Genomic DNA, 23365 nt, shown 5'->3' with positions numbered 1-23365 from the left:
GATTGCTAACTGATGAGAGAATCCAGGGACATACTCACATGAAAAAACTGCTCTTTTTTTGCTTATTGGGTCATGCTTTTGCGGCTTATGCACAGCAGGCTATCGGCACCGTGCTGTTTGCCAGTAATCAGGTGACGGTCGAGCGCCATAACCAAAAACTTCCGCTGACACGCGGCGCTTCCTTTTATGTGGGTGATACCATTGTCACCGGGGCCAATTCCCAGGTTCAGATTCGCTACAGCAACGGCACCTTGGTGGCTCTGCAGCCCAATTCGACTTATGAGATTACCAGTTACACCCCCGCGGGCAAGGGCATTCAGAGTCAGGCCAATTTAAAAAGCGGCGGTGTGGAATCAACAACCAAAAGTCAGAAAAAAGCCATTTTAAAAACCCCAGTGATTGCTCTCGCAATTTCCGGTACCTCTTACAGGGCAATGGTGGTAAAATCGCCAACGTCAGAAAAACGATGCAAAAACAACAGGAATATCAAAGCCACGCAAATTGCCACGCAAGTCTATCAGGGGCAGGTCACCATGGGAGATACCCGCCTGGGACCTAAAGAAAAATACAAAAGCGCCACCTACGATTGCGTTTCAGGTCAGGTGACTCCAGGGTCTATTTCCTGGGGTGCATTGGGCTGGATAGTGACTGCTGCGTCCAAAGTGGAACCGGCCCTAATGGCAATTGATGTGATTGGGCAACTGGTCCCAAGCAACGTGATTGATACCGCGGTAGAGTCGCCGCTCGGGCCAACAATCACCGTGACGCCTGATTTCCCGCCATTCTTTGCGACCTAGTTGCGGAGAAGTGATGATAAAAATTTTGCTCGATTCTACGGAATAAAAAGCATTATAATTTTAGGTTAACAGGGGCCTGATGCCGAGTTGGCAGCCTTTTTAGGGCCAAGTAACCTGCATGGAGTAGCTATGAATAAGAATAAGTGGTTATGCTATGCCTGTCTGCTGTTCCCTTTAATGGCGACTGCCAGTACAGAGCAAAGCAAAGAAATTGATTCCTCTGTGGACAATGTGCCTTCTGTAAGTCGGTATGATCTGGGTGCCGCCTACAGCTACCAGGATTTTAAATTTGATTCGTCCAAATTACTGACCTTTAACCGGTTTAATGGCCATTCCAATCTGTATGGTGTGGGCGGCAATAATTTTCAATTTAATCAGCGCATTTCCGGCGGCTTTTTTATTTACAAACTGGATACCGAACTCAGTTCGCAACTGCAACTGCTTTCCCTGCCACTGGTGTCTTCCACGCAATCCATTCGCAACAACAGCATTTACGCCCACGTATTAACGCGCCTGATGCAGCATTTTTTCTTTGATTTGGCTGGCGGCTATGGCCAGAACAGTTTGAGCTACAACACCAGCACGCGATTTGAGTTCCAGCAGAAAAACGGCTATGCCAATGCCATCAGTAAAAACTGGTTTGCCAGTGTGTCTGCCCTGTTTACACACACCTGGAAAGAGTTTGTATTTAACGCCAACCTGCGTGCGCTGCGCACGGAAGTGGATCAGGATCCTTACGCCATTCATTTTGCCTTTGATCCGGCAACGCAGAGCGTTCCATCCTTAACCAATAAAGTGTCTTATTTACAGGAAAATGCGGAACTTGGTTATAAAATCAATGACAGCGTCCAGCCGTTTGTTGAGGGCGGTCTGTTGCAGGTTCTTGATTTTTCTAATAGCCGCCCTGCGCTGACCGGTGTGATTTTAGGACCTGTCCCCGAGTTCAATCTGGACATGAATGGTTACAAAGTGGGCGGTGGTATTGCCTTCAATTACAAGCAATACGTTTTCCGTCTGGAGCAGCAGTACTTCCAGCGCGGCAGCGTGTATCACAGCAACCAATCGACTCTGTCCGTGAAAATGAACATAGGATAACCAACGAGCGAGCAATCGTTGGTTTTAAGCGGCATCTTACAGGTACTATCATGAAAGTGACTGGACATGGATGTTAAGGCTTCTTTCAAAGCCAAGCGATTGCAAATTCTGGCCGGTTTTGTTGTTGTAATAGCCAGTCTTGGTCTCGAACAATTCCGTGTTGTGGAGTCCAGTCACTTCCTGCATCGACTCGATAATTATTTTTACGACATTCTGGTCAGGAACAGCCCCCGGCCATTGCCTTCTTTCCCGCGGGTCGTCATTGCCGATATTGATGACTACTCTGTGGCAAAAAAGGGCCGCTGGCCCTGGCCGCGCGCCATTTTTGCTCAGTTGATTGAACGCCTGAAAGAGTATGGCGTCATCCTTGTCGCCTTTGATGTTGTTTTTTCCGAGCCGGAAATCAATTATGCGCTGGGTTTAAAGGACAAGATTATTCATCTGCCCTCGGCTAACTCCTGGCAGCCATTAATGGATACACTGGACAAGCTCGCGCCGGCGGTTGACAATGATTTGCTGTTTGCCAGAGCAATGCAAACCCATGAAACGGTACTGGGGTATTTGTTTTACCAGGCTAAACTCAACAAAGGCGCACTGCCTGCCGCTTTACTGAATGAAAAAGAGGAGGCCATACAATCCAACGGGTTGTCGGTCATTCAGTTTCAAGGCTATCAATCGAGCCTTAAGTCTTTCATTGAGGCTGCTCGTTTTGGCGGGTTCGTGTCCAATTTTCCTGATGCGGACGGATTGGTCAGACACGGTCTGCTGGTCGCTGGTTTTGAAAACAAGCTATACCCCAGTTTAAGCCTCGCAGTGGTCATGCGCTATCTGCTGGTGGATCATGTGTCACTGATAACCCGGCCAAACGGCGAGGGAAAGGCCATTTTAACCGGGCTGAATGTCGGTGGGACGGTCATTCCGCTTAATCCATCGGGGCAAATTCTCATTCCATTTTTTGGTGAAGCCGGCACACTTCCCTATTACTCCATTGCTGATCTACTCGATAAAAAAGTGCCCGCAGAGGAGCTGGCTGGGGCCATCGTCATTGTCGGTTCGTCAACCATTCTGTTATCCGATCGTCACCCCACGCCTGTTTCCGAGACGTTCCCTGGGGTAGAAATCAATGCCAATGTCATTGCTGCGATCTTAAACCAGCAGATTCCAACCATTCACCATTCGCATCATACGAAAAAGCTGGTGGAAATGTCACTGCTTGGAGCACCACTCATTCTGATTATGCCATTTCTTGGTCCTGTGTGGCTGATTGGTCTTTATCTGCTCCTGACCGCGGCCCTCTTGCTGGGTTCTTTTTTATTGTTTACCTATAAAAACACTTATTTTTCGGTGGCAAGTTTCTGTCTGTTGCTCTTACTGCTGGCGCTGGTTAATTTTCTTTATGAATTTGTGTACGAGCGGCGGCAAAAAAATAAAATCAAACGGTTGTTTGGGCAGTACGTGCCCCCCTCTCACATTGAGGAGATGACCAATGCAGCGGAGCATTTCAGCATGGAGGGGGAAACGCGGGAAATGTCCGTGTTATTTTCCGATGTCCGTGATTTTACCGCCATTAGCGAAAGTCTGGATGCCAGCACCGTCAAGTGGTTGTTGAATGCCTTGTTTACACCCATGACCCGCATTATTTTTGAACATCAAGGCACCATAGACAAGTACGTGGGCGACATGGTCATGGCCTTTTGGGGTGCGCCGCTGCACGATGAGCAGCATGCGTTTCATGCTGTGGCCGCGGCCTTGGCGATTAAGACCGCGTTACCAACAAGCATTCACCATGGGCAGGTTGCTTTTCCTGAAATTAAACTGGGCATTGGCATTTCCACCGGCAAAATGGATGTCGGAGACATGGGTTCGGAGTTTCGACGAGCGTACACCGTGATTGGCGACACCGTGAATCTGGCTTCGCGGCTTGAGCAACTCACTAAATTCTACCACGTCGATATTTTAGTCAGTGAGGCGACACGCGCTTCCCAGGATGCCTTTGTCTGGCAGCTCATTGACAAGGTTACCGTGAAAGGCCGGCAGCAACCCCTGGCAATTTATGAACCCTTGGGCTACCAGCAAGAGGCCGATGCGGCCTTACTGACGCAATTACAGGATTATGAGGCCGCACTGGCCCATTTTTATCAACAGCGCTGGTCTCAGGCTTTAACCGCATTTCAGGAGTTGCAAAAATGCTATCCTGATAGATATCTGTATGAACTTTATATCCAGCGAATTATGCACTTGCGCACCCAGGATTTGCCACCGGATTGGAATGGGGTTTTTGTGCATACGCATAAATAGGACAGAGTATGAAATTATTATTTTTAGGTACAGCCAATGGCTTATCAGAAGACGCAGGTAATTTTCATTCCAACATGCTGTTGATCACCGATGAGGGGAAAACATTACTCATTGATTGCGGTACCGATGTTCGCTTCTCCTTAGCGCATGCCAACTATGCGGCAAAAGACATTGATGCCATCTACATCAGTCATTTGCATGGGGATCACTGCGGCGGACTTGAATGGCTGGGATTTAAGCGCAAATTTACCATGGATTTGTCCAAGCCCGAATTACTCATCCATGAAAGTTTAGTCGATCCCTTGTGGCAGCATCGTCTGGAGGGCGGTATGGCGACATTAAAAACCGAAGAAGCCTCGCTTTCCAGTTATTTCACTGTTAGAGCCATGACGGATACCACCCCGTTTGTCTGGGAGGGGATTTCATTGACCCTGGTAAAAACAGTGCACATGATTTCTAATGGCATACTGAAACCCAGCTATGGTCTGCTTATGCGGGCAAAAAAAAGCAAGATTTTGCTGACGACGGACACCCAGTTTAATTTACACAGGCTGCTGCCTTATTATCAGCAGGCCGACCTTATTTTTCATGATTGCGAAACGTCAGCGTATTTAAGCGGTGTGCATGCCAATTTTGTTGAACTAAGTCAATTGGATGCCGAAATCAAAAGCAAAATGTGGTTATACCATTACAATGATGGGGAACTACCCGACGCAGAAGAGCAGGGATTCTGCGGTTTTGTCAAGCGCGGGCAGGTGTTTCATTTCACTTAATCATCCTGCCCGTTACTCGGGTAGAATTAATTCAGCTGACTTCCCTCGTTTTTAAGGCGATGAATTCATGAATGGTTTTGCAGACACGTGAAACCAATTCCTCAATTTCATTTTCACTGATAATTAAAGGCGGAAGCAAACGGATAACATTTTCCGCGGTGACATTGAATAAAACCCCATGCTTAAGCCCAATCGCCCGGGCATCATTCGCGGGTCTGTCGAGTTCAATTCCCAGCATGAGGCCGCGGCCGCGGATGGCACGAACCGCCGGATGATCGTTGAGCTCACGCATGAGTTTTTCTTTGAGAAAGTTGCCGTTACTTGCGGCTTTCTCACACAGTTTGTCACGCTCAATGACCTCAAGCACGGTCAGGGCCGTCGCGCAGGCTAATGGATTGCCGCCGAACGTTGAGCCGTGATTGCCCGGTTTAAAGAGATTGCAGGCGCGCTGACTCATTAGGCAGGCACTGATGGGCACGCCATTGGCCAATCCTTTAGCGGTCGTGACGATATCCGGACGAACATTGGTGTGCATGTAAGCAAACCATTTACCGGTGCGGCCGTTGCCCGTCTGGATTTCATCGAGGATGAGCAGCCAGTCATGTTGGTGACAAAGTTGTTCCACCGCCCGTAGATAAGAGTCATCCGCGGCAAAAATACCGCCCTCACCCTGAACGGGTTCAAGCATGATGGCCACCACATCGTCGCGATTCGAAGCGATCGTATGCAAGGCTTCCAGATCATTAAAGGGCGCACGGATAAAACCCGGCACCAGAGGCTCAAAACCGGCCTGCACCTTGCGGCTGCCCGAGGCTGTGAGTGTCGCCATGGTGCGGCCGTGAAATGCACGCTCCATGACAATAATGGAAGGTGTTTCGATGCCTTTTTTATGTCCGTACAGACGGGTGAGTTTAATGGCCGCTTCGTTGGCTTCGGCGCCTGAATTGGCAAAAAAAACTTGCTCCATACCGGTAAGTGCCGTTAGTTTTTCGGCAAGCAATTCCTGTTCTTTAATGTGGAAGGCATTGGATGTGTGCAACAGTTTGGCCGCCTGAGTTTGGATGGTTTTAGTGACGTCAGGGTGAGCATGCCCCAGCCCGCAGACGGCAATACCGCTTAAGCCATCAAGGTAGGCTTTGCCTTGTTCATCATAAAGCCAGACACCTTCTCCATGAGTAAAAGTAATCGGCAGCGGGTTATAACTCGTAATTAATGCCATTAAAACTCCTTATTAATCATCAGGCGGTTAAACCTGCGCTATTAGCGCAGGTTCTCTTCTACAAATTGCCAGTTCACCAGATTCCAGAATGCACTGACGTAGTCAGGCCGGGCATTACGGTAATCGATGTAATAGGCATGTTCCCAGACGTCACAGGTCAACAGGGCATTCAGTTCCTCTGTCATCGGGGTGCCTGCATTGCTGGTACTGGTGATTTTCAATTCGCCATCCTTATCCTGCACCAACCAGGCCCAGCCTGAACCAAACGTGGTAATGGCCGCTTGACTGAATTGTTCTTTAAACGCGGAAAAGGAACCAAATTTTTTAGCAATCATGTCAGCCAGACGTCCTTTGGGTTCGCCGCCGCCGTTAGGGCTTAAGCAATGCCAGTAAAAGGTATGATTCCACACCTGAGCGGCATTATTAAAAATACCGCCTGATGATTGCTTGATGATGTCTTCAAGGCTTAACTGCTCGAATTCGGTGCCGGCAACTAATTTGTTAAGGTTAGTCACGTACGCATTGTGATGTTTGCCATAATGATATTCCAGGGTTTCTTTGGAAATGGTGGGCGCTAAGGCTTCGAGACTGTAAGGTAAGGGGGGTAAGCTGAATGCCATGAATCATTCTCCAGTTTTATTTTTTGAGTTAGTAAGTGTAGCAGGATGTTCAACATATTCAATGCAGGTAAAGGGTAACCCCAGTTGCTAACTGGTCTTATTTTCGCCATAATTGGCGGTGTTTTTTTAATTTTCAAAATTGTAGGTGACTTTGTGGAAACCATTGATAAAATCAAACAACAAATTGCTGAAAATGCGATATTGTTATATATGAAGGGCACGCCTAAAATGCCTCAATGCGGCTTTTCTGCCCGTGCTGTCCAGTGCATTGATGCGTGTGGTGTTGATTTTGCTTATGTCGATGTACTTGCCAATCCTGACATCCGTCAAACGCTGCCTCACTATGCTGATTGGCCCACCTTCCCGCAGCTTTGGGTAAAAGGTGAATTAATCGGGGGTTCTGATATCATTGCCGAACTCTATCAGCAGGGGGAACTGGAAGCCTTGTTAAGAGACGCGATTGCTCTTTAAGCCATTGCACCCTGTACACTGTGAATTTAAATCCGCGTACCTGGTACGCCTTTCCTAAGGAGAAGCAGATGAGTGTTTTAGTTGGAAGAAAAGCCCCGGACTTTACTGTACCTGCCGTACTCGGTAATGGTGAAATCACTGATAAATTGAATTTGCATGACACCATCAAAGGAAAATACGGGCTTGTTTTCTTTTACCCCCTCGATTTCACCTTTGTATGCCCTTCCGAGCTAATCGCCCTGGATCACCGCATGCATGAATTTAAAGAGCGTGGTGTGGAAGTGATTGCGGTATCCATTGATTCGCAATTTACGCATAACGCTTACCGTAACACGGCAGTGAAAGACGGGGGTATTGGTCCGGTCAAATTTGCTCTGGCGGCTGACATTTCGCATACCATTTGCCAATCTTACGGCGTGGAACACCCTGTTGCCGGCGTTGCATTCCGCGGGGCCTTTGTCATTGATAAAAATGGCGTTGTCCGTTCACAAATCGTGAATGATTTACCCATAGGTCGAAATGTGGATGAAATTCTGCGTATTATCGATGCGGTTCAGTTTTTTGAAGAACATGGCGAAGTCTGCCCAGCCGGCTGGCAAAAAGGCAAGGCCGGTATGAAAGCGTCTCCCAAAGGGGTTGCCGAGTACCTGGCTTCTCACTCCGACTCGCTGTAACGCTTTCCTGCCGGCCTAACCGCCGGCAGTCTTCATCTTATTCCTTAACGGTTTTCGCCAGTGTTTTATGCCAGGAATTGATCATCGTGCAAAAAAGTTCCGCTGTTTTTTCCGCATCATAAATGGCTGAATGCGCCTCATGAGTATTGAAGGGAATGCCTGCGGCCGCCGCGGCTTTAGCCAGGACGGTTTCTCCGTAAAACAACCCCCCGAGAGTTGCTGTATCAAAGCAGGTAAAGGCATGAAAGGGGCTTTTTACGCCAGTTCGTTTCACGGCTTCCTTAATAAAGAGCAAATCAAACCAGGCATTATGGCCGACCAGCACGGCGCGCTGGCATTTGCTTTTGTCCAGGGCGGCAAGGATGGGGGTAAACAGGCGTTGCAAAGCGTCCTTCTCATCGACCGCAAAGCGCAGGGGTTGAAAGGGGTCAATTTGATTAAACGCCAGAGACTTGGCATCCAGTTCTGCACCGTCAAAAGGCAGAATGTGTTCAAAATACGAGGCAGCCGGGTAATAATGCCCCTGCTCATCCATGTCGAGAATAACAATGCACATTTCCAGCAAGGCGTTTTTGCAGGGATCCACGCCTGCTGTTTCGATGTCGACGACCACCGGGAGGAAACCGCGAAAACGGTGTTTAAGACTGGACTTTAATAATGCACTAACCTTCATGAACACTCCAGGCCAATGTTTCGCCCGCGGCCATGGGAATGACACTGTCTTTGGCAAGTGGCAGGCTGTGAGGCACGATCTGTGGCTGCCGTTTAAGCAGCAATTCGCTTTTGTTGATGGGCAATTGATAGAATGACGCGCCGAAATGGCCCATGAAATGATTCAGCTTTTCAAGCTGACCGAGTTGATCAAACACCTGGGCGTAAAGTGAAACGGCATAAGGCGCAGAATAGATGCCGGCACAGCCGCAGGCGGTTTCTTTGGTCTGGCGTGCATGCGGGGCGCTGTCGGTGCCGGCAAAAAATTTGGCATTGCCGCTGACGGCGGCTTGTTGTAAAGCCAGTTGATCACGCTTCCGCTTAAGAATCGGTAAACAATAATAATGCGGTTTAATGCCGCCGCTTAACAGTTGATTGCGATTATACATTAAATGATGCGGCGTAATGGTGGCGGCAACCCGCTCGCCGGCCGCACTGACAAAATCAACGGCGGCTTTGGTGGAAATGTGTTCCAGAACAATGCGAAGCTTGGGGAAATTGCGGGTTAAGGGCAATAATCCCTCGGTAAGAAACGCGGCTTCGCGATCGAAAATATCCCCGTGAGTGATTTCGCCATGGATCTGCAACACCAGATCCTGCTGCTGCATGACCTCCAGCAAGGGGTAGAGGGCGCGTAATGACTGAGCTCCCTCGTCTGAATTGGTGGTGGCGCCGGCTGGATAGAGTTTGGCGCCCAGAATGGCATCGCCATCCTTAATGCCTAGCATCTCCTCGGGCTGTACCTGTTCATTGAGATAAAGCGTCATGTAAGGCGTAAAATCATAGGCCGACGCCAGCGCCTTCATAAGACGTTCCCGATAAGCCAACACGGACTTAACCGACGTCAATGCCGGCTTTAAGTTGGGCATGGCCAGTGCACGGGCAAAATGCATGGCGGTTGCAGCGACTGTTTCTTTAAGCGCCTCGCCGTCGCGAAAATGCACATGCCAATCGTCCGGACGGGTTATAACGAGTGTTTGCAAAATAAAGGTTCCACAAAGTTAGCCGATATTAGGGAGCATAACACGGAATAACAAAGCAGGATGAACAAAAAATGGCTTTAAAGCAGTTTTTTACATGTTCCGTTTTGCCTTTGATCGTGATTGGCAGCTTATGGGGAGAGCAGGCAAAGGCTGTCGTGCCGGTTCAATACAAAAGCCCCATGGGGTTTGAGAAATGGAAAATGACCGGCAACCGCCTGCGCTGTGGTCTGTCGTTGGTTATTCCCAACTACGGCATTGCCTATTTTGAGCAATATGCCGCCAGACCACCGCATTTCATCATGAGTAAGTGGGAGCAGGTGCAACGAGAGCTGCCGGCAGTGGTGTATGCGAAAGAGCCTGTATGGAAGCCGCGCGCCTTGCGCTTTCCGATTACTAAAACCGTACTGACTCCGGGCGAATTCGCACTTTTCCTGCCACGGGACCCAGCCCTCAGCACACTGACTTATCTGGCTAAGGGATTTAATACGCGTATCCAATACCGTTCGGAACAAGGATTTCCAGTCACAGTGATTCTTTCCCCTGTTCATTTTCAGAAAGTGTATGCCAAATATCAGCGCTGCCTCGGCAATCTCCTGCCATTTAACTACGAGCACGTCAAGACCACGGTGTTATTGTTTGATACCAACGATTACAAACTGGAAGAAGCACAACTGCGACAGCTCAAACGCATCGTGACTTATGTGAATGCCGATCCGCAAGTCAGAAAAATCAACATTTACGGGTATTCGGATGATCGGGGCCGTAAATCCATTAATAATGCAATGTCGGAGGCCAGGGCTAAAGCGGTGGAGAAGTTTCTGTTAAGTCAGGGCATTAACAAGGACATGATTTATACCACCTGGTTTGGCGTGCTGGATCCGGTCGCACCGAATACCACAGAGGCCAGCATGGCATTAAACCGTCGCGTGGTGGTCGAAATAGAGAAAAAAATATAGATTGCTTGCAGTGTATACAGTGCATCGATACATTATATATAGTTCTTCAATCCGTGTTGATTGAAACGCTGACGTTCAACGCGTTGATCATGGCATTTAATTTGTCTTGTTGTATCAACAAGATGCATGCTTGGTGATGTTCGCATAAAAAACCAAAAAAAAGCCTACTTTCAGGTGGCAAAACTAAAAAAATTCATGTAGCCTTAACCATTAAGCCTGCTTGTGAGAGTTCTGCATTATATTTTTCAGGCTGAATAAAATATGAGCGAATTCGAGGAAAATATTAAGATTGTTGATAAAACTTGCAATTTTAATGTTGACTTTACAAGAATTGGACTAGATAATTTGCCTATGTACGTTCTCGGATAGAGCGATGATTGCGTACTGTGGTCAACACCTCGTTGTGATTTGACAGCAAAACGGAAAGTTAATAATAAAAAGTGGAGATGAAGCAATGTTAAATTTGAAAAAAACAGCGGTAGCTGTTCTTGCTTTAGGAAGCAGTGCAGTGTTTGCTGGTACCATGGGTCCTGTTTGCACCCCTGGTAATGTAACCGTTCCTTGCGAAAGAACTGCTTGGGATTTCGGTGTACAAGCTTTATATTTGCAACCAGTTTATGACGGCGATTTCGGTTACCGTTTCGCTACTACTGATGCTGCTGGCAACACCTACTACCACGACCTGGATCTGGATTGGGGTTGGGGCTTCAAGTTAGAAGGTTCTTACCACTTCAGCACTGGTAACGACATCAACATCAACTGGTACCACTTCAGTAAAGACACTGATTTCAATTTCACTGATGATTTCTTCGCTGTCGGTGGAGTTGCCAGTGTTGAGCCACAATGGGATGCTGTAAACTTTGAATTCGGTCAACACGTTGACTTCGGTGAGTTCAAAAACATCCGCTTCCACGGTGGTGCTCAGTACGCTCGTATCGACACTGATTTCTGGGCTCAAGTTAACGCTTTAGCTGTTCGTGATACAGCTGACCTGCGTTTCAACGGTTTCGGTCCTCGTGTTGGTGCTGACATGTCCTACGATTGGGGTAATGGTTTCGCAGTTTATGCAAACGGCGCAACTGCTATTCTGGTTGGCGACAGCAAGTTTGACACTGCTCGTGTAGTTAACGGTGTTACAGTTGCTACTACTCACGGTTCCAAAACTGCTATCGTTCCTGAACTGGAAGCGAAACTGGGTGCTAAATACACTTACGCTATGGCTCAAGGCGATCTGACTCTGGATGCTGGTTACATGTGGGTTAACTACTTCAATGCTCAGCATATCGGAACTAGCCCATTGATCCTGGCTACTAACGTTATCGAAACTGACTTCGCTCTGCACGGTCCTTACGTCGGTCTGAAGTGGGTTGGCAACGTTTAATTAGCAACTCGGTAAGATTTAAGCCCATCACCTGTGATGGGCTTTTTTTTGGATTAAGGGAGTAAACATGTTTAAAAGAACAACCCTGGCAATTCTAGGAATGAGTATCAGTGGTTTTGCGGCAGCGGGTATGTACGGTGCTCCACCGGCCCCGACTTGTACCCCGGGCGATGTTACTGTCCCCTGCGAAGCAAAAAAATGGGATCTCGGGATTCAGGCATTGTACTTAAAGCCGATTTATGATGCTGACAAGGCTTACGGTCTCGCCGCCTCATCCCTGAGTGAATACAAAGACGTTGATAATGAATGGGGATGGGGATACGAACTGGAAGGATCTTACCATTTCCGCACAGGCAATGACATTACTGTCGATTGGCTGCATTATGATGTCGACAGCAACAACGGCGCATTCACTGGCGTTTTCCCCTCGCCACTGGGTGGTGTTGTAACCGCCAACTTTACCCACACATTCACCAACAAGTTTGATCGTGTGAATGCTGTGATGGGTCAACACGTGGATATGGGAATGCGCAAGAACGCTCGTTTTTATGGCGGTTTCCAGTACGCTGACATTCGTGTCAACAGCAACCTGGCTTATAGCGTTGTTTCTCCCACCATTCTCTTATTGACCTCTGGCGTGTTTGGTACGCAAAATACCGACTTCAATGGCGTGGGACCTGTCGTAGGTATTGATTTTTCCTATGATCTGACGGAAAACTTCAGTATTACAGCCAATACTTCCGGATCTATTCTTTATGGAACTGGACGTTATAACGAAGCAACCTTCTTTGGTAATAATCTGGTTGCCTTTACTCGTTATGGTACGCAGAAATCAGTGGTTCCCAGCGTGGAAGCCAAGTTAGGTGCTAACTATGCCTATGAAACAGCGAATGGAACACTGAACATTGAAGCAGGCTATCAGGTATTTAACTACTTCAATTCATTGCAGCACATTAACCCGTTGTGTGGATGCTTAAGAATTGACATGTCTGATTTTGGTATGTACGGTGTGTATGGCGGTCTGAAATGGGTTGCCCCGGCATAATGCCAATCCCGCTCTGAGAACCCATCTTCGGATGGGTTTTTTATTGCAAAAAACTACCTTTTAGATAAATAGAGTGAACAATCGCTGGCCAGCCTCACTCCCTCCAGTTATAATCAACTCGCCGAAGCAAGTGGAAGATTGAATTATAATCAGGAGTATCGGTTGTGAAACACAAAGTATTATTTTTAGCCCTGGCTGCCTTAGCCAGCCCGGGTTTTGCTGTAGCGGATAAGGACCTGTTGCAAGAAATTCAACGCCTTCAAAAGCAGACGAAAGCACTTCAGGATCAGATTAACACACTGCAAAAGCAGGTGGTCGCGCAATCCACACAACCGGCGGAAATCCCCAAACCCAGTAAAAAACCAGCCGGCCAATCGCCTGCAACGACGGCTAATCCAACCAAACCGATACCCCGAGAAGGCCCTCTGTCATTCCATAGCAGCCTGCTCAGCGTGCATACCATTGACAGTCATCCAGAATCCATCGGCTTTTACCCAACCGCATTGGTTGCCGATGAGCGAGTATTGACCTACATTGCCGGTACGCCCGTTGTGACCTCGCCCTACCTTGGTGACCGGCCTGCCTTTGATGGCTCCGATTACATTGTTAATATTTCCAGTATTAACCGCGATATTCGTTTAATGCAGCAGCGTCGACGCCTTTACCGCGCCTATGAGCGAATTGGCTATCCTGTCCCTACCATGCCCATTATTGCCATCAGTGGTAAAACGGAACCCGTCGCCACACTCTCGAGGCCTTTCATTGGAAATTCACAGGGTGATATTACCTTGGGATCCAGTGAGCTGGATGTTGCCGCTGCCTTAAACGACATGGTGGAAGCGTTTATCGGCATTGCCTATGATGAATCACCGCCCGATCTCAGCAATCAGCGCGTCGCCAATTCATCCTTTGATTTGAACCTGGGCTTTGTCAACATTGGTAATCTGGACAAATCGCCCTTCTATTTTACCGCAGGTCAGTTATTTGTTCCCTTTGGCAAGTATGCAAGCGCCATGGTGAGTTCGCCCATTACCATGATCATGGCGCGCACCAAAGCCAGACCGATTATCCTGGGTTATAAATCCCAACAGGGTACAGGTCCTTATACCCAGGCTTACGCCTTCCGTTCTGATACCACCCTGGGACGTGATGGTGTAGGTGGCGTCAACGCCGGTTATACGCTGGAACAGGGTGATGTCACTGGCGAGATCGGTGCCGGATACCTTGGTACTATTGCCGACGCCGGCGGTATGCAGAATACGGGCTCCCCCGCAGGAACCACCTTTGGCGGCTTTGGTTCAATTACCAATGGTTCCGAAGCCGTGGGCAAAGTACCCGCCTTTAATATTCATGGTAATGTGAGTTTCGATCGATATACCCTGGCTTTAGAATGGGTCGGCGCGACCAAAGCATTCAATCCCAATGCCTTAAGTTTTAACGGCCGAGGCGCAAAACCGCAGGCCGCACAGATTGAAGGAGGCGTGACATTCAAAGCCTTTGATAAGCCCGCCTCATTGGCATTGGGTTATCAATGGTCTAAAGACACACTGGCACTCAATTTACCGAGGGAACGCATCAGCACGGTTTTCAATATTTCCCTCTGGAAAGACACGGTAGAAAGTCTTGAATACCGCCATGACATTGACTACCGCAGTGGTGATTTTGCCAACGGTATCGCTCCTCCAGGCGTAATCAATGCCAATACGGTAGGTACGGGTAAAACAGCCGATACCGTGGTTGCTCAGATTGGTGTTTTCTTCTAATGATGAGGCCAGCCTTAGGGCTGGCCAGCCGTCTACCCTGGTAATCCCCATAACAAAGCAGGGTTAATGCTATGCTTAATGGATGGGAGACAAACAGGATGTTGTATGAACCCGCGCAAACGACGTGCCTTTCTTGTGAAGTGGGCTATTTGTTTAACGCTGTTGCTTATTCCGACCATCACCTACGCTGCAAAAATGATTGTCCTTGATGTAGAAGGAGCGATTGGCCCTGCCATGGCGGATTATATTCATCGCGGCATCACTCAGGCCGACAAAGCATCATTAATTATTCTGCGCCTCAATACCCCAGGTGGATTGGATAAATCCTTACGTCTCATTGTTCAGACTATTCTTTCGTCTAAAACACCGGTGGTTGCGTATGTGGCTCCTAACGGCGCCAGGGCGGCGAGCGCCGGCACGTATATTCTTTATGCGAGTACCTTGGCGGCGATGGCACCGGGTACGCATTTGGGCGCGGCAAGCCCGGTCCAGATCGGTGGGGAAAACAAGAGCACCGGCAATAAAAAAAATACCTCAACGATGGGCAAAAAAATAACCAATGACGCACAGGCCTATATCCGCAGCCTGGCACAGTTGCGCGGACGGGACCCCCGATTTGCTGAAAAAGCCGTCACCGATGCCGCCACCATGACCGCACAGGAAGCATTACAGGCGGGTGTCATCAATTTCATTGCTGACAGTGAGAAAGATTTGTTACAGCAATTGCAGGGGCAAGTGGTGATGCAAAACGGCATGAAAATTCAATTGGAAACTGAAAATAACACCATTGAACGCATTCATCCGGATTGGCGTACGCAATTGCTTTTGATTATCACCGAACCCACGATTGCCTACCTTCTGTTGCTTTTAGGCATTTATGGCATTTTTTTCGAGTTAATGAACCCGGGGTTTGTATTGCCTGGTGTCATTGGAGCGATTGCCATGCTCGTGGCTTTGTATGCGTTGCAGTTGTTGCCTGTCAGTTACGCCGGTTTGGGCTTAATCCTGCTCGGTATCGTTTTTATTATAGCCGAGGCATTTTCCCTAAGTTTTGGTGCGTTGGGCATTGGCGGCAGCGCCGCCTTTATTTTTGGGTCTATCCTGTTAATTGATACTGACCATCAAAGCTACCAAGTCGCCTGGTCTGCTATTTGTGCCATGGCGGCTGTCAATATCCTGGTGCTGTTTACTCTGCTTGGAATGGCCATCAAGTCACGGCGTCATGAAGTTCAGCACGGCACGGCCATGCTCGTGGGTGCAGAGGGTAGAGCGATGGAGGATATTGATTTACAGGGGCAAGCTGTGATTCGAGGGGAAATATGGAATGTGCACGCGTCGCAACCCATAGGCAAGAATAAGAAGATAAGGGTCATTGCCGCGAAAGGGTTGCTTTTGGAAGTGAAGGAAATAAAACCTGAAAAAAAATCACGACTGGAAAATAGCAACGCCGTGAAGAAGCAGGATAATTAGGAGAATAGTATGGCACCCTTTCTGATGTTCACATTAATCATACTGGTCTTGCTGTTGCTCTCGACCTTCAAAGTGCTTCGTGAATACGAGCGCGGTGTTGTTTTTATGTTAGGGCGATTCTGGCAGGTCAAAGGCCCCGGTTTAATTATTGTTATTCCGGGTGTTCAACAGATGGTTCGTGTGGATTTGCGCACCGTGGTGATGGATATACCCAGCCAGGATGTCATTTCCCGTGATAACGTGTCAGTCAGAGTCAATGCGGTTCTTTATTTTCGGGTTGTCGAACCCAAACATGCCATTATTCAGGTAGAGAATTATTTTGAGGCCACCAGTCAATTGGCACAAACGACCCTGCGTTCCGTTTTAGGGCAGCACGAACTCGATGAAATGCTGGCTGAACGCGAACAATTAAACAGCGACATCCAGCGCATTCTCGATGCGCAAACCGATAACTGGGGCATCAAAGTGGCCAATGTGGAAATTAAACACGTGGATTTGGATGAAAGCATGATTCGTGCAATTGCAAAACAAGCTGAGGCTGAACGGGATCGCCGCGCCAAAGTCATTCATGCGGAAGGGGAGTTGCAGGCATCAGAAAAATTATTGCAGGCTGCCAAAGTGCTGGCCGAGCAACCGCAAGCCATGCAACTTCGCTATCTCCAGACCTTGGCAACCATTGCCGGGACAAATAATTCCACCATCATTTTTCCTATGCCTGTGGAATTGGGGGATCTGTTGCGGAAATTGAGTTCCTAAACGAACAGCTGTCCGGTGAACCTGTGCCCTCTGGCTTGGACGGGGAAGAGGCTTTAAAAAAGTGGCCATAGGCTTTTGTTAAGCACCGTCTCAGGGCAGAAGCGGAATCCTTGGGTGTCGTTGAGGTTTGATGGTTGGTAATGGCCTCGACGGCAGCCTGATTATCATAAAAGGCGGCCAGCTCCACAATGGGCTTACCGTCAGGAGACAGGGTATTGGCTCCGCGTTCAAGCAAGGCTGAAAAAAGCGCGCGGTTCGTGGTTGTGCATTCGGAGGTGCAAGCCAGCATCAAGGGGGTGTATCCCTCTTTGTTGAGGTAATTCACATCCACCCTTGGGTCACGCAGCAATTCAATCACCGCCTCCATATGCCCTTCCCGACAGGCGAGACCCAGCATGCTGTTGTGGTCGGAGTCACAAGGCGTATTGAGATCAAGCCCCGCTTTTCGACGAAGCATGTTGAGAATCGCCGCATGATTATAAGCGGCGGCATAAAAGAAGGTACGCTTAAGCTGAGTTTTATTGAGAAAGGCATGCTGATTATCGAGCGTCAACAGCTCCCTCACCGTAGGCACATCATTACTTTGCGCCGCAATGGGCAGCAAGCCGTAACCGCGTGAATTGGTGATGGCCATGTTTTTTTTAGTGACCGGGAACATTAAATCCAGTTTCTTTAAACGATCCAGTAAGCTGGCATTTGGCTTGGCGATAAAACAGGTGGATAGGATGAAATGGTCGCCCTTTTCAAAAAGCGTTTCATACAACCGATCTGCGAGGACTGCCGTTGACAGGATTTGTTGCGGGTAGTGTTTTGATTGCCTGTACAGGTTATTGATATCCATGAACAGCCATCCTTTGGAATGAACGCGAAAGCCAAGACTGTGCTCTTCGCTGCCCGCGAGAATGGCAACATGATCCTCTGGTTTGAGCAGCAGGCGGAGTTGCTGCAGGAATTCCTGCAGCCTGGCTTTGGAAGCGCAGGGCACGGTCTTTTGATACAGGCATTGGACGGCTTGATGTTCCGGTGTTTTTTGATAGCGGATCATTTTAAGGATTGGATTAATCGCACTTTGCGCCAGCGGTTTATTATACACCTCGTGATAAACATCCGGATCCTGGGCAAGGCAGATAAGGCCTAAAAGCGATTGCAACTCGCCCATTTGTATTTCCTTTTTATTCAGCGTCTGGTGATTTTTTACCTTTTCGCTGATGGATTTGGATTGCTCAAGTAAAACAGCCTTCTGCGTCCTTAAGGTGTTTAGCAGATTAAAAAAATAACTTTCTGAGTTACCCGCCGCAGCCAATGCCCAATTTAGTGTAAAGCCGTGACAGACCCCATCGATTTCCACAGGGGTGTACTCAAAAAAATTTAATAGTTGAAGCAGGTCGTTGTGGGTCAGCGTATCCTCGTTTGTCAGGGAATGGTTCTGACTTTTGATAAAGTAACTCGGGAAGATGAGAGGGGTTAGCAGGTAAGCCAAAGCGCACAGTAACAGGAAAATGATGAGATAGATCATGCGATAAACCCCTTGCCTCTTTTTTACAATAAAACATAAAGAAAATGCGATTGCAACGCATGGTGACTAATTGAAAATGGCGCCACACCTTCCCCTGCGGCATGCTTTGTGGTAGAAAATCGGTTTTAAAATTTATACAGGGTTGCCATGTCAATTAAATCAGATCGCTGGATAGAGAAAATGGCCATGGAAGAAGGCATGATTTCTCCCTATGAGCGCCGGCAGGTAAGGGAAACGGGAAATGGCCGTATTATTTCCTATGGTGTTTCCAGTTATGGTTACGATGTGCGTTGTGCCGATGAATTCAAAATTTTTACCAACATCAATTCTGCCATTGTTGATCCTAAAAATTTTGATGCCAACAGCTTCGTTGATGTGCAATCCGATGTCTGCATTATTCCACCGAATTCCTTTGCCCTGGCTCGCACAGTGGAGTATTTTCGAATTCCCCGCAATGTCTTGACCATTTGCCTCGGGAAATCCACCTATGCACGCTGTGGCATAATCGTGAACGTGACTCCGCTTGAACCGGAATGGGAAGGGCATGTGACGCTTGAATTTTCTAACACCACGCCCCTGCCCGCTAAAATTTATGCTAACGAGGGGGTTGCGCAAATGTTGTTTTTGGAGTCTGACGAGGTCTGTGCCGTGTCCTATCGCGACAGGGGCGGTAAATACCAAGGGCAAACCGGCGTTACCTTGCCGCGAACCTGAAACACGTTACTCGTCTTCTTTCGCAAGCGGTATCTTGCCTCGTGAAGCATCTACCCGTTCACGAAGCTCTTTTCCGGGTTTGAAGTGGGGACTGTATTTGGCTTCAGTGACCACTTTTTCCCCGGTTTTGGGGTTGTGGGCATTGCGAGGCGGACGGTAATGCAGTGAGAAACTGCCAAATCCCCTAATCTCAATGCGTTTCCCATCAATCAGGGCCTGGCTCATTAAGTCGAGAATTCGGTTAATGCCGTCAGTCACTTGCTTCTCAGGAAGGCGTGTCATTTCAGCAGCAAGGGTTGCAATGAGTTCCGATTTAATCATACCCACCTCGGTTAGCCGCGTTCTAAGGTCTACCATTACCAGCGCACTTCCGGTAATGCCTATTTTATTGTTTTATATTCAGTATAGACCCGAGAATAAATTATTCAATGTTATCAATTAACTGTAACAAGATTTAGCCAAATAATGCAATGCAGCGGCCTGACAGGCGTTTATTTCGTGTGCATGCGGTGCTGTAAATAGGCGGTAACTCGTCCCCAACTCATTTGCAGGACGGTGGTTTTGAGCACGTTAAACGCAGCAGAATCCAGCGGTTTGCTGGTGCTTAATACCTGCGTGCCCGGCTTCAACTGTTCCAGATGACTGCTTATCCTGCGCCAGTAATCGCCAAAAAAGGCGGTGGAATTAATAAAAATCAAGTCAGCATCACGCAAATCAGACGCTAGAAAATCGGCCTGTCTGAATTCTATGCGCTTAGCTTTAAGCGCATACTCAGGCCATGCCTGCAACTGAATGCGCCGCTCCTCAGCGGCTTGATGAAGTGGATCGAAAAGTTCAATTCCGCAACTGCGTCCAGGCGAGTAGACCATGGCACAGGCAACGACTGCCTTGCCGGCACCGCTGCCTAAATCATAAAACACGGTGTGTGGGGTGATGTGACAAAGCGACAACAAGGCGATGAAGGGTTCAAATTCGATTTCCCCATAAACGTACTCCATTGCATCCTGATGGGTTCGGCTTAAGCGGGATAACGCAAAGCCATCCACATCCTGGTAGAGTGCCTTAAATCGTTTGGCATGATGGTGAAGGGCTAGCGTCTGACGCCATCGCCAAAGCCGCCGGCGGCGTTTGAATGCAGGCCAGGCTAAGGCGAGCAGGGACGTGATGCCGGCAAAGACTAAGCCGGTCAAGATTTGTTCCTTTTGCCGCCGGCAACGATGTTGTCTTTTTCCTGTTGCGACAGCATGGGCCACGCTTTCATCAGTAATTTACCCGCTTCGCGCTCATTGCGCGCCTGCTGGTGCATTTCCCAGGGCATTTCATTGTTGACATACAACCCTACGGCAAAAGCCGTTAGCAGGGTCGTTAAACAGGCGAACGCGGCAGCGCGCCATTGAAAGGTTTTAAGCAGGCGCGTGCTTTGAGTGATAGCCTGACTGGCTGCCTTTTCCACGTATTCACAACTTTCATTCGCTACCCGTTTGAAATGCTGCACATCATAGTCAGCCAGCAAGGTGCCGATCTTTTGGATTGCTGTCAATGCATAATCATCGAGCTGTGCTAAACTTTTTTCGACGGTTTTAGTGAATTCCCGATGCTGAGACTGCATGTCGGCGAGCATTTGTTGACTGGCTTTCTGCAGGGAATGGAGGTGACTTTCTCCCTGTTTCAGCGTTTGTTCACTATGCTGGCGAAGGCGTTGCAGCCCTGCCTGAGTCAATACCTCGTGTAAATTTTTAAGTTCCTTGTGCAGGCTTTGTAATTGTTCCTGTGTCTGTTGCTGCTGCGTTTGCGTCTGCGATTCAATGTCCTGCCGCCACTCCATCATTTTGACTTCTGCCAGTTCAAAATAGGCAATGAATTCACTGGCATGTCGCAGCAATTCCTTTATTCTCAGCAAATCTTCTTCCCGCACACGGTCCATACCATCTCCTTGCTGGGTACAGTGTCTCCCGGGTCGTGTATTGTTTGAATGGAGACCCTGCTTTAAAGTAAAGGACTTCGCCTTTTAAGGACGCAATGATGAAACAGTTTCTTTGGGCGCTAGCCTTTGTATTCACTCTGGTTATGTTACTTCTGTATTTTCTACAGCGGCATCTTATGTATTTTCCAGCAAAACAAATGCCAAGTCGACAGCATTTCAATGCACAAAGTATGCAGGATGTTAAATTAATCACGTCAGATAGTCTCCAGTTAAACGCGTGGTACAAAAAAGCGGCGAAAGGAAAACCAACCATTCTCTATTTACACGGCAATGCGGGTCATATTGGTTTTCGCATGCCGTTGGTGACGGGGTTTTTAAATGCCGGATACGGGGTATTGCTGGTGGAGTACCGCGGTTATGGCGGTAATTCTGGCAACCCGAGTGAAGCAGGCCTGTACCGCGATGGGGAGGCGGCGATGACTTTCTTACGCAACGACGGGGTGACCAGCGAGAAGATGATTCTTTATGGCGAATCCTTAGGCAGCGGTGTCGCGACCAAACTGGCTGAACAATACCGCGTTTGCGCCGTGATCCTGCAATCCCCTTACACATCCATGACGGCGGTGGCTCGATTTCATTATCCCTGGCTTCTGCTGCCGCCCTGGGATAAGTTCGATTCCCTATCCCGGATTGACCACATTGGTGCGCCACTGCTTATTCTGCATGGGCGTTTGGACAGGATTGTTCCCTTTGAACAGGCGCAGGTTTTGTATAAAAGAGCCAAAGAACCTAAAAAATTGATTGAATTTGCAGATAAAGATCATAATAATTTGTGGGATAAGGATTTTTTTGTGCAGCTTATGCAATTTATTCACTCCCATTGCCCGAAAAGTGATTAAATTTTACCTTTCAGGTAATTGAAGAAACAGTATTCCTTTTAATATTTCCTTAATCAAGTTTGATTAGAATGGAAGAATAACCCGACACAGAGGTGTGCGATGAGTACATCAAGTTTTTTTAGAGACCCGGCCAGGGTCAAGCCCATCCAGGCTGGTGTGGCCCCGACTTATTCAAAAAAAATAGTCAAACTTCAGGAACCGGCGTTTGTCGATGTCGGCGGTCACGGCGATTGCGGTTTTAGAGCGATTGCAGCGGCGTTGGTTGATAAGCTGCTGACTAAAAACAATTTCCCCATGAATGCTCGTCCCCGGGGCATCGAAGACTTGTTTAAGCGTTTATTGGCACGTCATTTTAAATTATTCCCCATGAAGCATGCCTCTGGATTGAAAACCGTGACCGAGCGTGTTCGCGATTTAGTCGATTCACCGGCAAGAATGGTCGATTCACCTGCCAAAATGGCTGAATTTATTGATAAATTAGCGTATACCCTTCGCCAGATTGCAGTCGATGAAATGGTGACCCATCCCGAAAACTATCGTGGTGCTTTCGTTGATAACACGGAAGGCACGTCACCTGCTGAAATGCGCCAACAAGCCACCTGGATTGACGAAACGGCCATTGCTGCCTTAGCCAATGCCCTGCACATCCCGGTTACCGTGAAAGTGGTTGAGCCCAACAAAGAAATACCCGCAATGAAGTACCATGGTCAAGCGGAATCCCAAGGGGTGAGTGAGGTCGTGATCCAGTTGCAGGGACAACATTACATTCCTCGCGTATCCCAGCCCGAACGTTTTCAACTGGTTGCCAATCAACCCGTTCCACCCATTGAACCAAACCCTGATCAAAGCAAGCCCGATCCGGAAATGCCGGTCATCCTGGCGCGCATTGAAGCGGAAGACAAGCGGCTGCTGGTGGAGTTTGATTATTATAAAAGCCTGCTGGCCAACATGGTTCAGTATGGCAATTTGAACAAAGACCAACTGATTTCCATGTATGTCAAAGGATTAGGCAGCAGTGATTACCTGCGCGGGCGCATTTGTCAGGTAGGTCTTGAGTACGGTAATGAGCATTTCTTTGCTGAAATCACCGCCAGAGCTCAGAACAAACCCGCCGTCATTGCCTTGAACAAAGAATCCAATGAAGCGCAGGTGGTTAAGGAACTTATCCATGCCATTGCCCGTGCGGTCAGCATTGGTCAGCTCGATTCCAAACTGGTACTGGACATGATTGAAAACGACAATCAGGAAAATACTCACAGTTCCATTTCGGCCATCAAATAAAGGGCTCCCCATTCGGGGA

Annotated in this window: 23 protein-coding genes; 15 read left to right on the top strand and 8 right to left on the bottom strand. The window is 48.3% G+C overall.

Annotated features, from left to right (window positions below):
- Positions 1-38: 38 nt before the first annotated feature.
- From GH742_RS14300 to GH742_RS14285, 4 genes are all read left to right on the top strand, one after another.
- A complete protein-coding gene (locus tag GH742_RS14300; RefSeq protein ID WP_203455520.1) occupies positions 39-797 on the top strand; it encodes a FecR domain-containing protein in 759 nt (252 codons plus the stop codon).
- Positions 798-926: 129 nt separating this feature from the next.
- On the top strand, positions 927-1892 hold the full coding sequence (locus GH742_RS14295) for an autotransporter outer membrane beta-barrel domain-containing protein (RefSeq protein ID WP_203455519.1): 966 nt from the start codon (positions 927-929) through the stop codon (positions 1890-1892).
- 66 nt (positions 1893-1958) lie between these two features.
- Positions 1959-4190, top strand: coding sequence for a CHASE2 domain-containing protein (locus GH742_RS14290; protein WP_203455518.1), 2232 nt, complete (start codon positions 1959-1961; stop codon positions 4188-4190).
- A gap of 8 nt (positions 4191-4198) precedes the next feature.
- The gene (locus GH742_RS14285; protein WP_203455517.1) at positions 4199-4963 is read left to right on the top strand and encodes an MBL fold metallo-hydrolase; all 765 of its coding nucleotides are present in this window, start codon (positions 4199-4201) and stop codon (positions 4961-4963) included.
- A gap of 31 nt (positions 4964-4994) precedes the next feature.
- On the opposite strand, the gene GH742_RS14280 is transcribed toward GH742_RS14285, so the two are convergent.
- A complete protein-coding gene (locus GH742_RS14280) occupies positions 4995-6182 on the bottom strand; it encodes an aspartate aminotransferase family protein (RefSeq protein WP_203455516.1) in 1188 nt (395 codons plus the stop codon).
- Positions 6183-6223: 41 nt separating this feature from the next.
- Positions 6224-6802: a superoxide dismutase gene (locus GH742_RS14275; RefSeq protein ID WP_203455515.1), complete on the bottom strand. Its 579-nt coding sequence runs from the start codon at positions 6800-6802 to the stop codon at positions 6224-6226.
- Between the two features lie 153 nt (positions 6803-6955).
- On the opposite strand from GH742_RS14275, the gene grxD reads away from it, so the two are divergent.
- Positions 6956-7273: a Grx4 family monothiol glutaredoxin gene (gene grxD, locus GH742_RS14270; RefSeq protein WP_203455514.1), complete on the top strand. Its 318-nt coding sequence runs from the start codon at positions 6956-6958 to the stop codon at positions 7271-7273.
- A gap of 68 nt (positions 7274-7341) precedes the next feature.
- Positions 7342-7947 (top strand): peroxiredoxin, encoded by a 606-nt coding sequence (locus GH742_RS14265; protein ID WP_058532548.1) that lies wholly within the window; start codon positions 7342-7344, stop codon positions 7945-7947.
- A gap of 37 nt (positions 7948-7984) precedes the next feature.
- On the opposite strand, the gene rnt is transcribed toward GH742_RS14265, so the two are convergent.
- Both rnt and pyrC read right to left on the bottom strand, forming a co-directional pair.
- Positions 7985-8620, bottom strand: a complete 636-nt coding sequence (gene rnt, locus GH742_RS14260) for a ribonuclease T (protein WP_203455513.1) — start codon at positions 8618-8620, stop codon at positions 7985-7987.
- Positions 8610-9641, bottom strand: coding sequence for a dihydroorotase (gene pyrC, locus GH742_RS14255; RefSeq protein WP_203455512.1), 1032 nt, complete (start codon positions 9639-9641; stop codon positions 8610-8612). The genes rnt and pyrC overlap by 11 nt, the downstream gene beginning before the upstream one ends.
- 71 nt (positions 9642-9712) lie before the next feature.
- On the opposite strand from pyrC, the gene GH742_RS14250 reads away from it, so the two are divergent.
- From GH742_RS14250 to GH742_RS14225, 6 genes are all read left to right on the top strand, one after another.
- Positions 9713-10597 (top strand): OmpA family protein, encoded by an 885-nt coding sequence (locus GH742_RS14250; protein WP_203455511.1) that lies wholly within the window; start codon positions 9713-9715, stop codon positions 10595-10597.
- A 454-nt stretch (positions 10598-11051) separates the two neighbouring features.
- Positions 11052-11978: an Lpg1974 family pore-forming outer membrane protein gene (locus GH742_RS14245; RefSeq protein WP_203455510.1), complete on the top strand. Its 927-nt coding sequence runs from the start codon at positions 11052-11054 to the stop codon at positions 11976-11978.
- A 67-nt stretch (positions 11979-12045) separates the two neighbouring features.
- Positions 12046-13023 (top strand): Lpg1974 family pore-forming outer membrane protein, encoded by a 978-nt coding sequence (locus GH742_RS14240; RefSeq protein WP_203455509.1) that lies wholly within the window; start codon positions 12046-12048, stop codon positions 13021-13023.
- A 164-nt stretch (positions 13024-13187) separates the two neighbouring features.
- The gene (locus tag GH742_RS14235) at positions 13188-14786 is read left to right on the top strand and encodes an LbtU family siderophore porin (RefSeq protein WP_203455508.1); all 1599 of its coding nucleotides are present in this window, start codon (positions 13188-13190) and stop codon (positions 14784-14786) included.
- A 105-nt stretch (positions 14787-14891) separates the two neighbouring features.
- A complete protein-coding gene (locus GH742_RS14230; protein WP_203455507.1) occupies positions 14892-16256 on the top strand; it encodes a nodulation protein NfeD in 1365 nt (454 codons plus the stop codon).
- Positions 16257-16265: 9 nt separating this feature from the next.
- Complete coding sequence (locus tag GH742_RS14225) at positions 16266-17012, top strand: slipin family protein (RefSeq protein ID WP_203455506.1); 747 nt, start codon at positions 16266-16268, stop codon at positions 17010-17012.
- Here GH742_RS14225 and ankG read toward each other — a convergent pair.
- A complete protein-coding gene (gene ankG / locus GH742_RS14220) occupies positions 16966-18528 on the bottom strand; it encodes a Dot/Icm T4SS effector AnkG/AnkZ/LegA7 (RefSeq protein WP_203455505.1) in 1563 nt (520 codons plus the stop codon). The two genes, GH742_RS14225 and ankG, sit on opposite strands and share 47 nt — an antisense overlap.
- Before the next feature lie 147 nt (positions 18529-18675).
- Between ankG and dcd the strand changes: the two genes are divergently transcribed.
- Positions 18676-19242: a dCTP deaminase gene (gene dcd, locus GH742_RS14215; protein WP_058532536.1), complete on the top strand. Its 567-nt coding sequence runs from the start codon at positions 18676-18678 to the stop codon at positions 19240-19242.
- Positions 19243-19248: 6 nt separating this feature from the next.
- Here dcd and GH742_RS14210 read toward each other — a convergent pair whose 3' ends face one another.
- The 3 genes from GH742_RS14210 to GH742_RS14200 form a co-directional block, all read right to left on the bottom strand.
- Complete coding sequence (locus tag GH742_RS14210) at positions 19249-19563, bottom strand: integration host factor subunit beta (RefSeq protein ID WP_058527790.1); 315 nt, start codon at positions 19561-19563, stop codon at positions 19249-19251.
- 170 nt (positions 19564-19733) lie between these two features.
- Positions 19734-20432 (bottom strand): methyltransferase, encoded by a 699-nt coding sequence (locus tag GH742_RS14205; protein ID WP_239005224.1) that lies wholly within the window; start codon positions 20430-20432, stop codon positions 19734-19736.
- Positions 20429-21166 carry a hypothetical protein gene (locus tag GH742_RS14200; protein WP_203455504.1) on the bottom strand — a complete coding sequence of 246 codons (738 nt, stop codon included), beginning with the start codon at positions 21164-21166 and terminating at the stop codon, positions 20429-20431. Before GH742_RS14200 ends, GH742_RS14205 begins: the two co-directional genes overlap by 4 nt.
- Positions 21167-21261: 95 nt before the next feature.
- Here GH742_RS14200 and GH742_RS14195 point away from each other — a divergent pair, with 95 nt between their 5' ends.
- Both GH742_RS14195 and GH742_RS14190 read left to right on the top strand, forming a co-directional pair.
- On the top strand, positions 21262-22065 hold the full coding sequence (locus GH742_RS14195; RefSeq protein ID WP_203455503.1) for an alpha/beta hydrolase: 804 nt from the start codon (positions 21262-21264) through the stop codon (positions 22063-22065).
- A 99-nt stretch (positions 22066-22164) separates the two neighbouring features.
- Positions 22165-23346: a hypothetical protein gene (locus GH742_RS14190; protein WP_203455502.1), complete on the top strand. Its 1182-nt coding sequence runs from the start codon at positions 22165-22167 to the stop codon at positions 23344-23346.
- Positions 23347-23365: the final 19 nt, after the last annotated feature.

The sequence above is a fragment of the Legionella sp. MW5194 genome, assembly GCF_016864235.1.
In the GTDB taxonomy this organism is placed as follows: domain Bacteria; phylum Pseudomonadota; class Gammaproteobacteria; order Legionellales; family Legionellaceae; genus Legionella_C.
The sequence above is the reverse complement of the archived record's forward strand: the minus strand, read 5'-3'. Positions and strand labels throughout refer to the sequence as shown.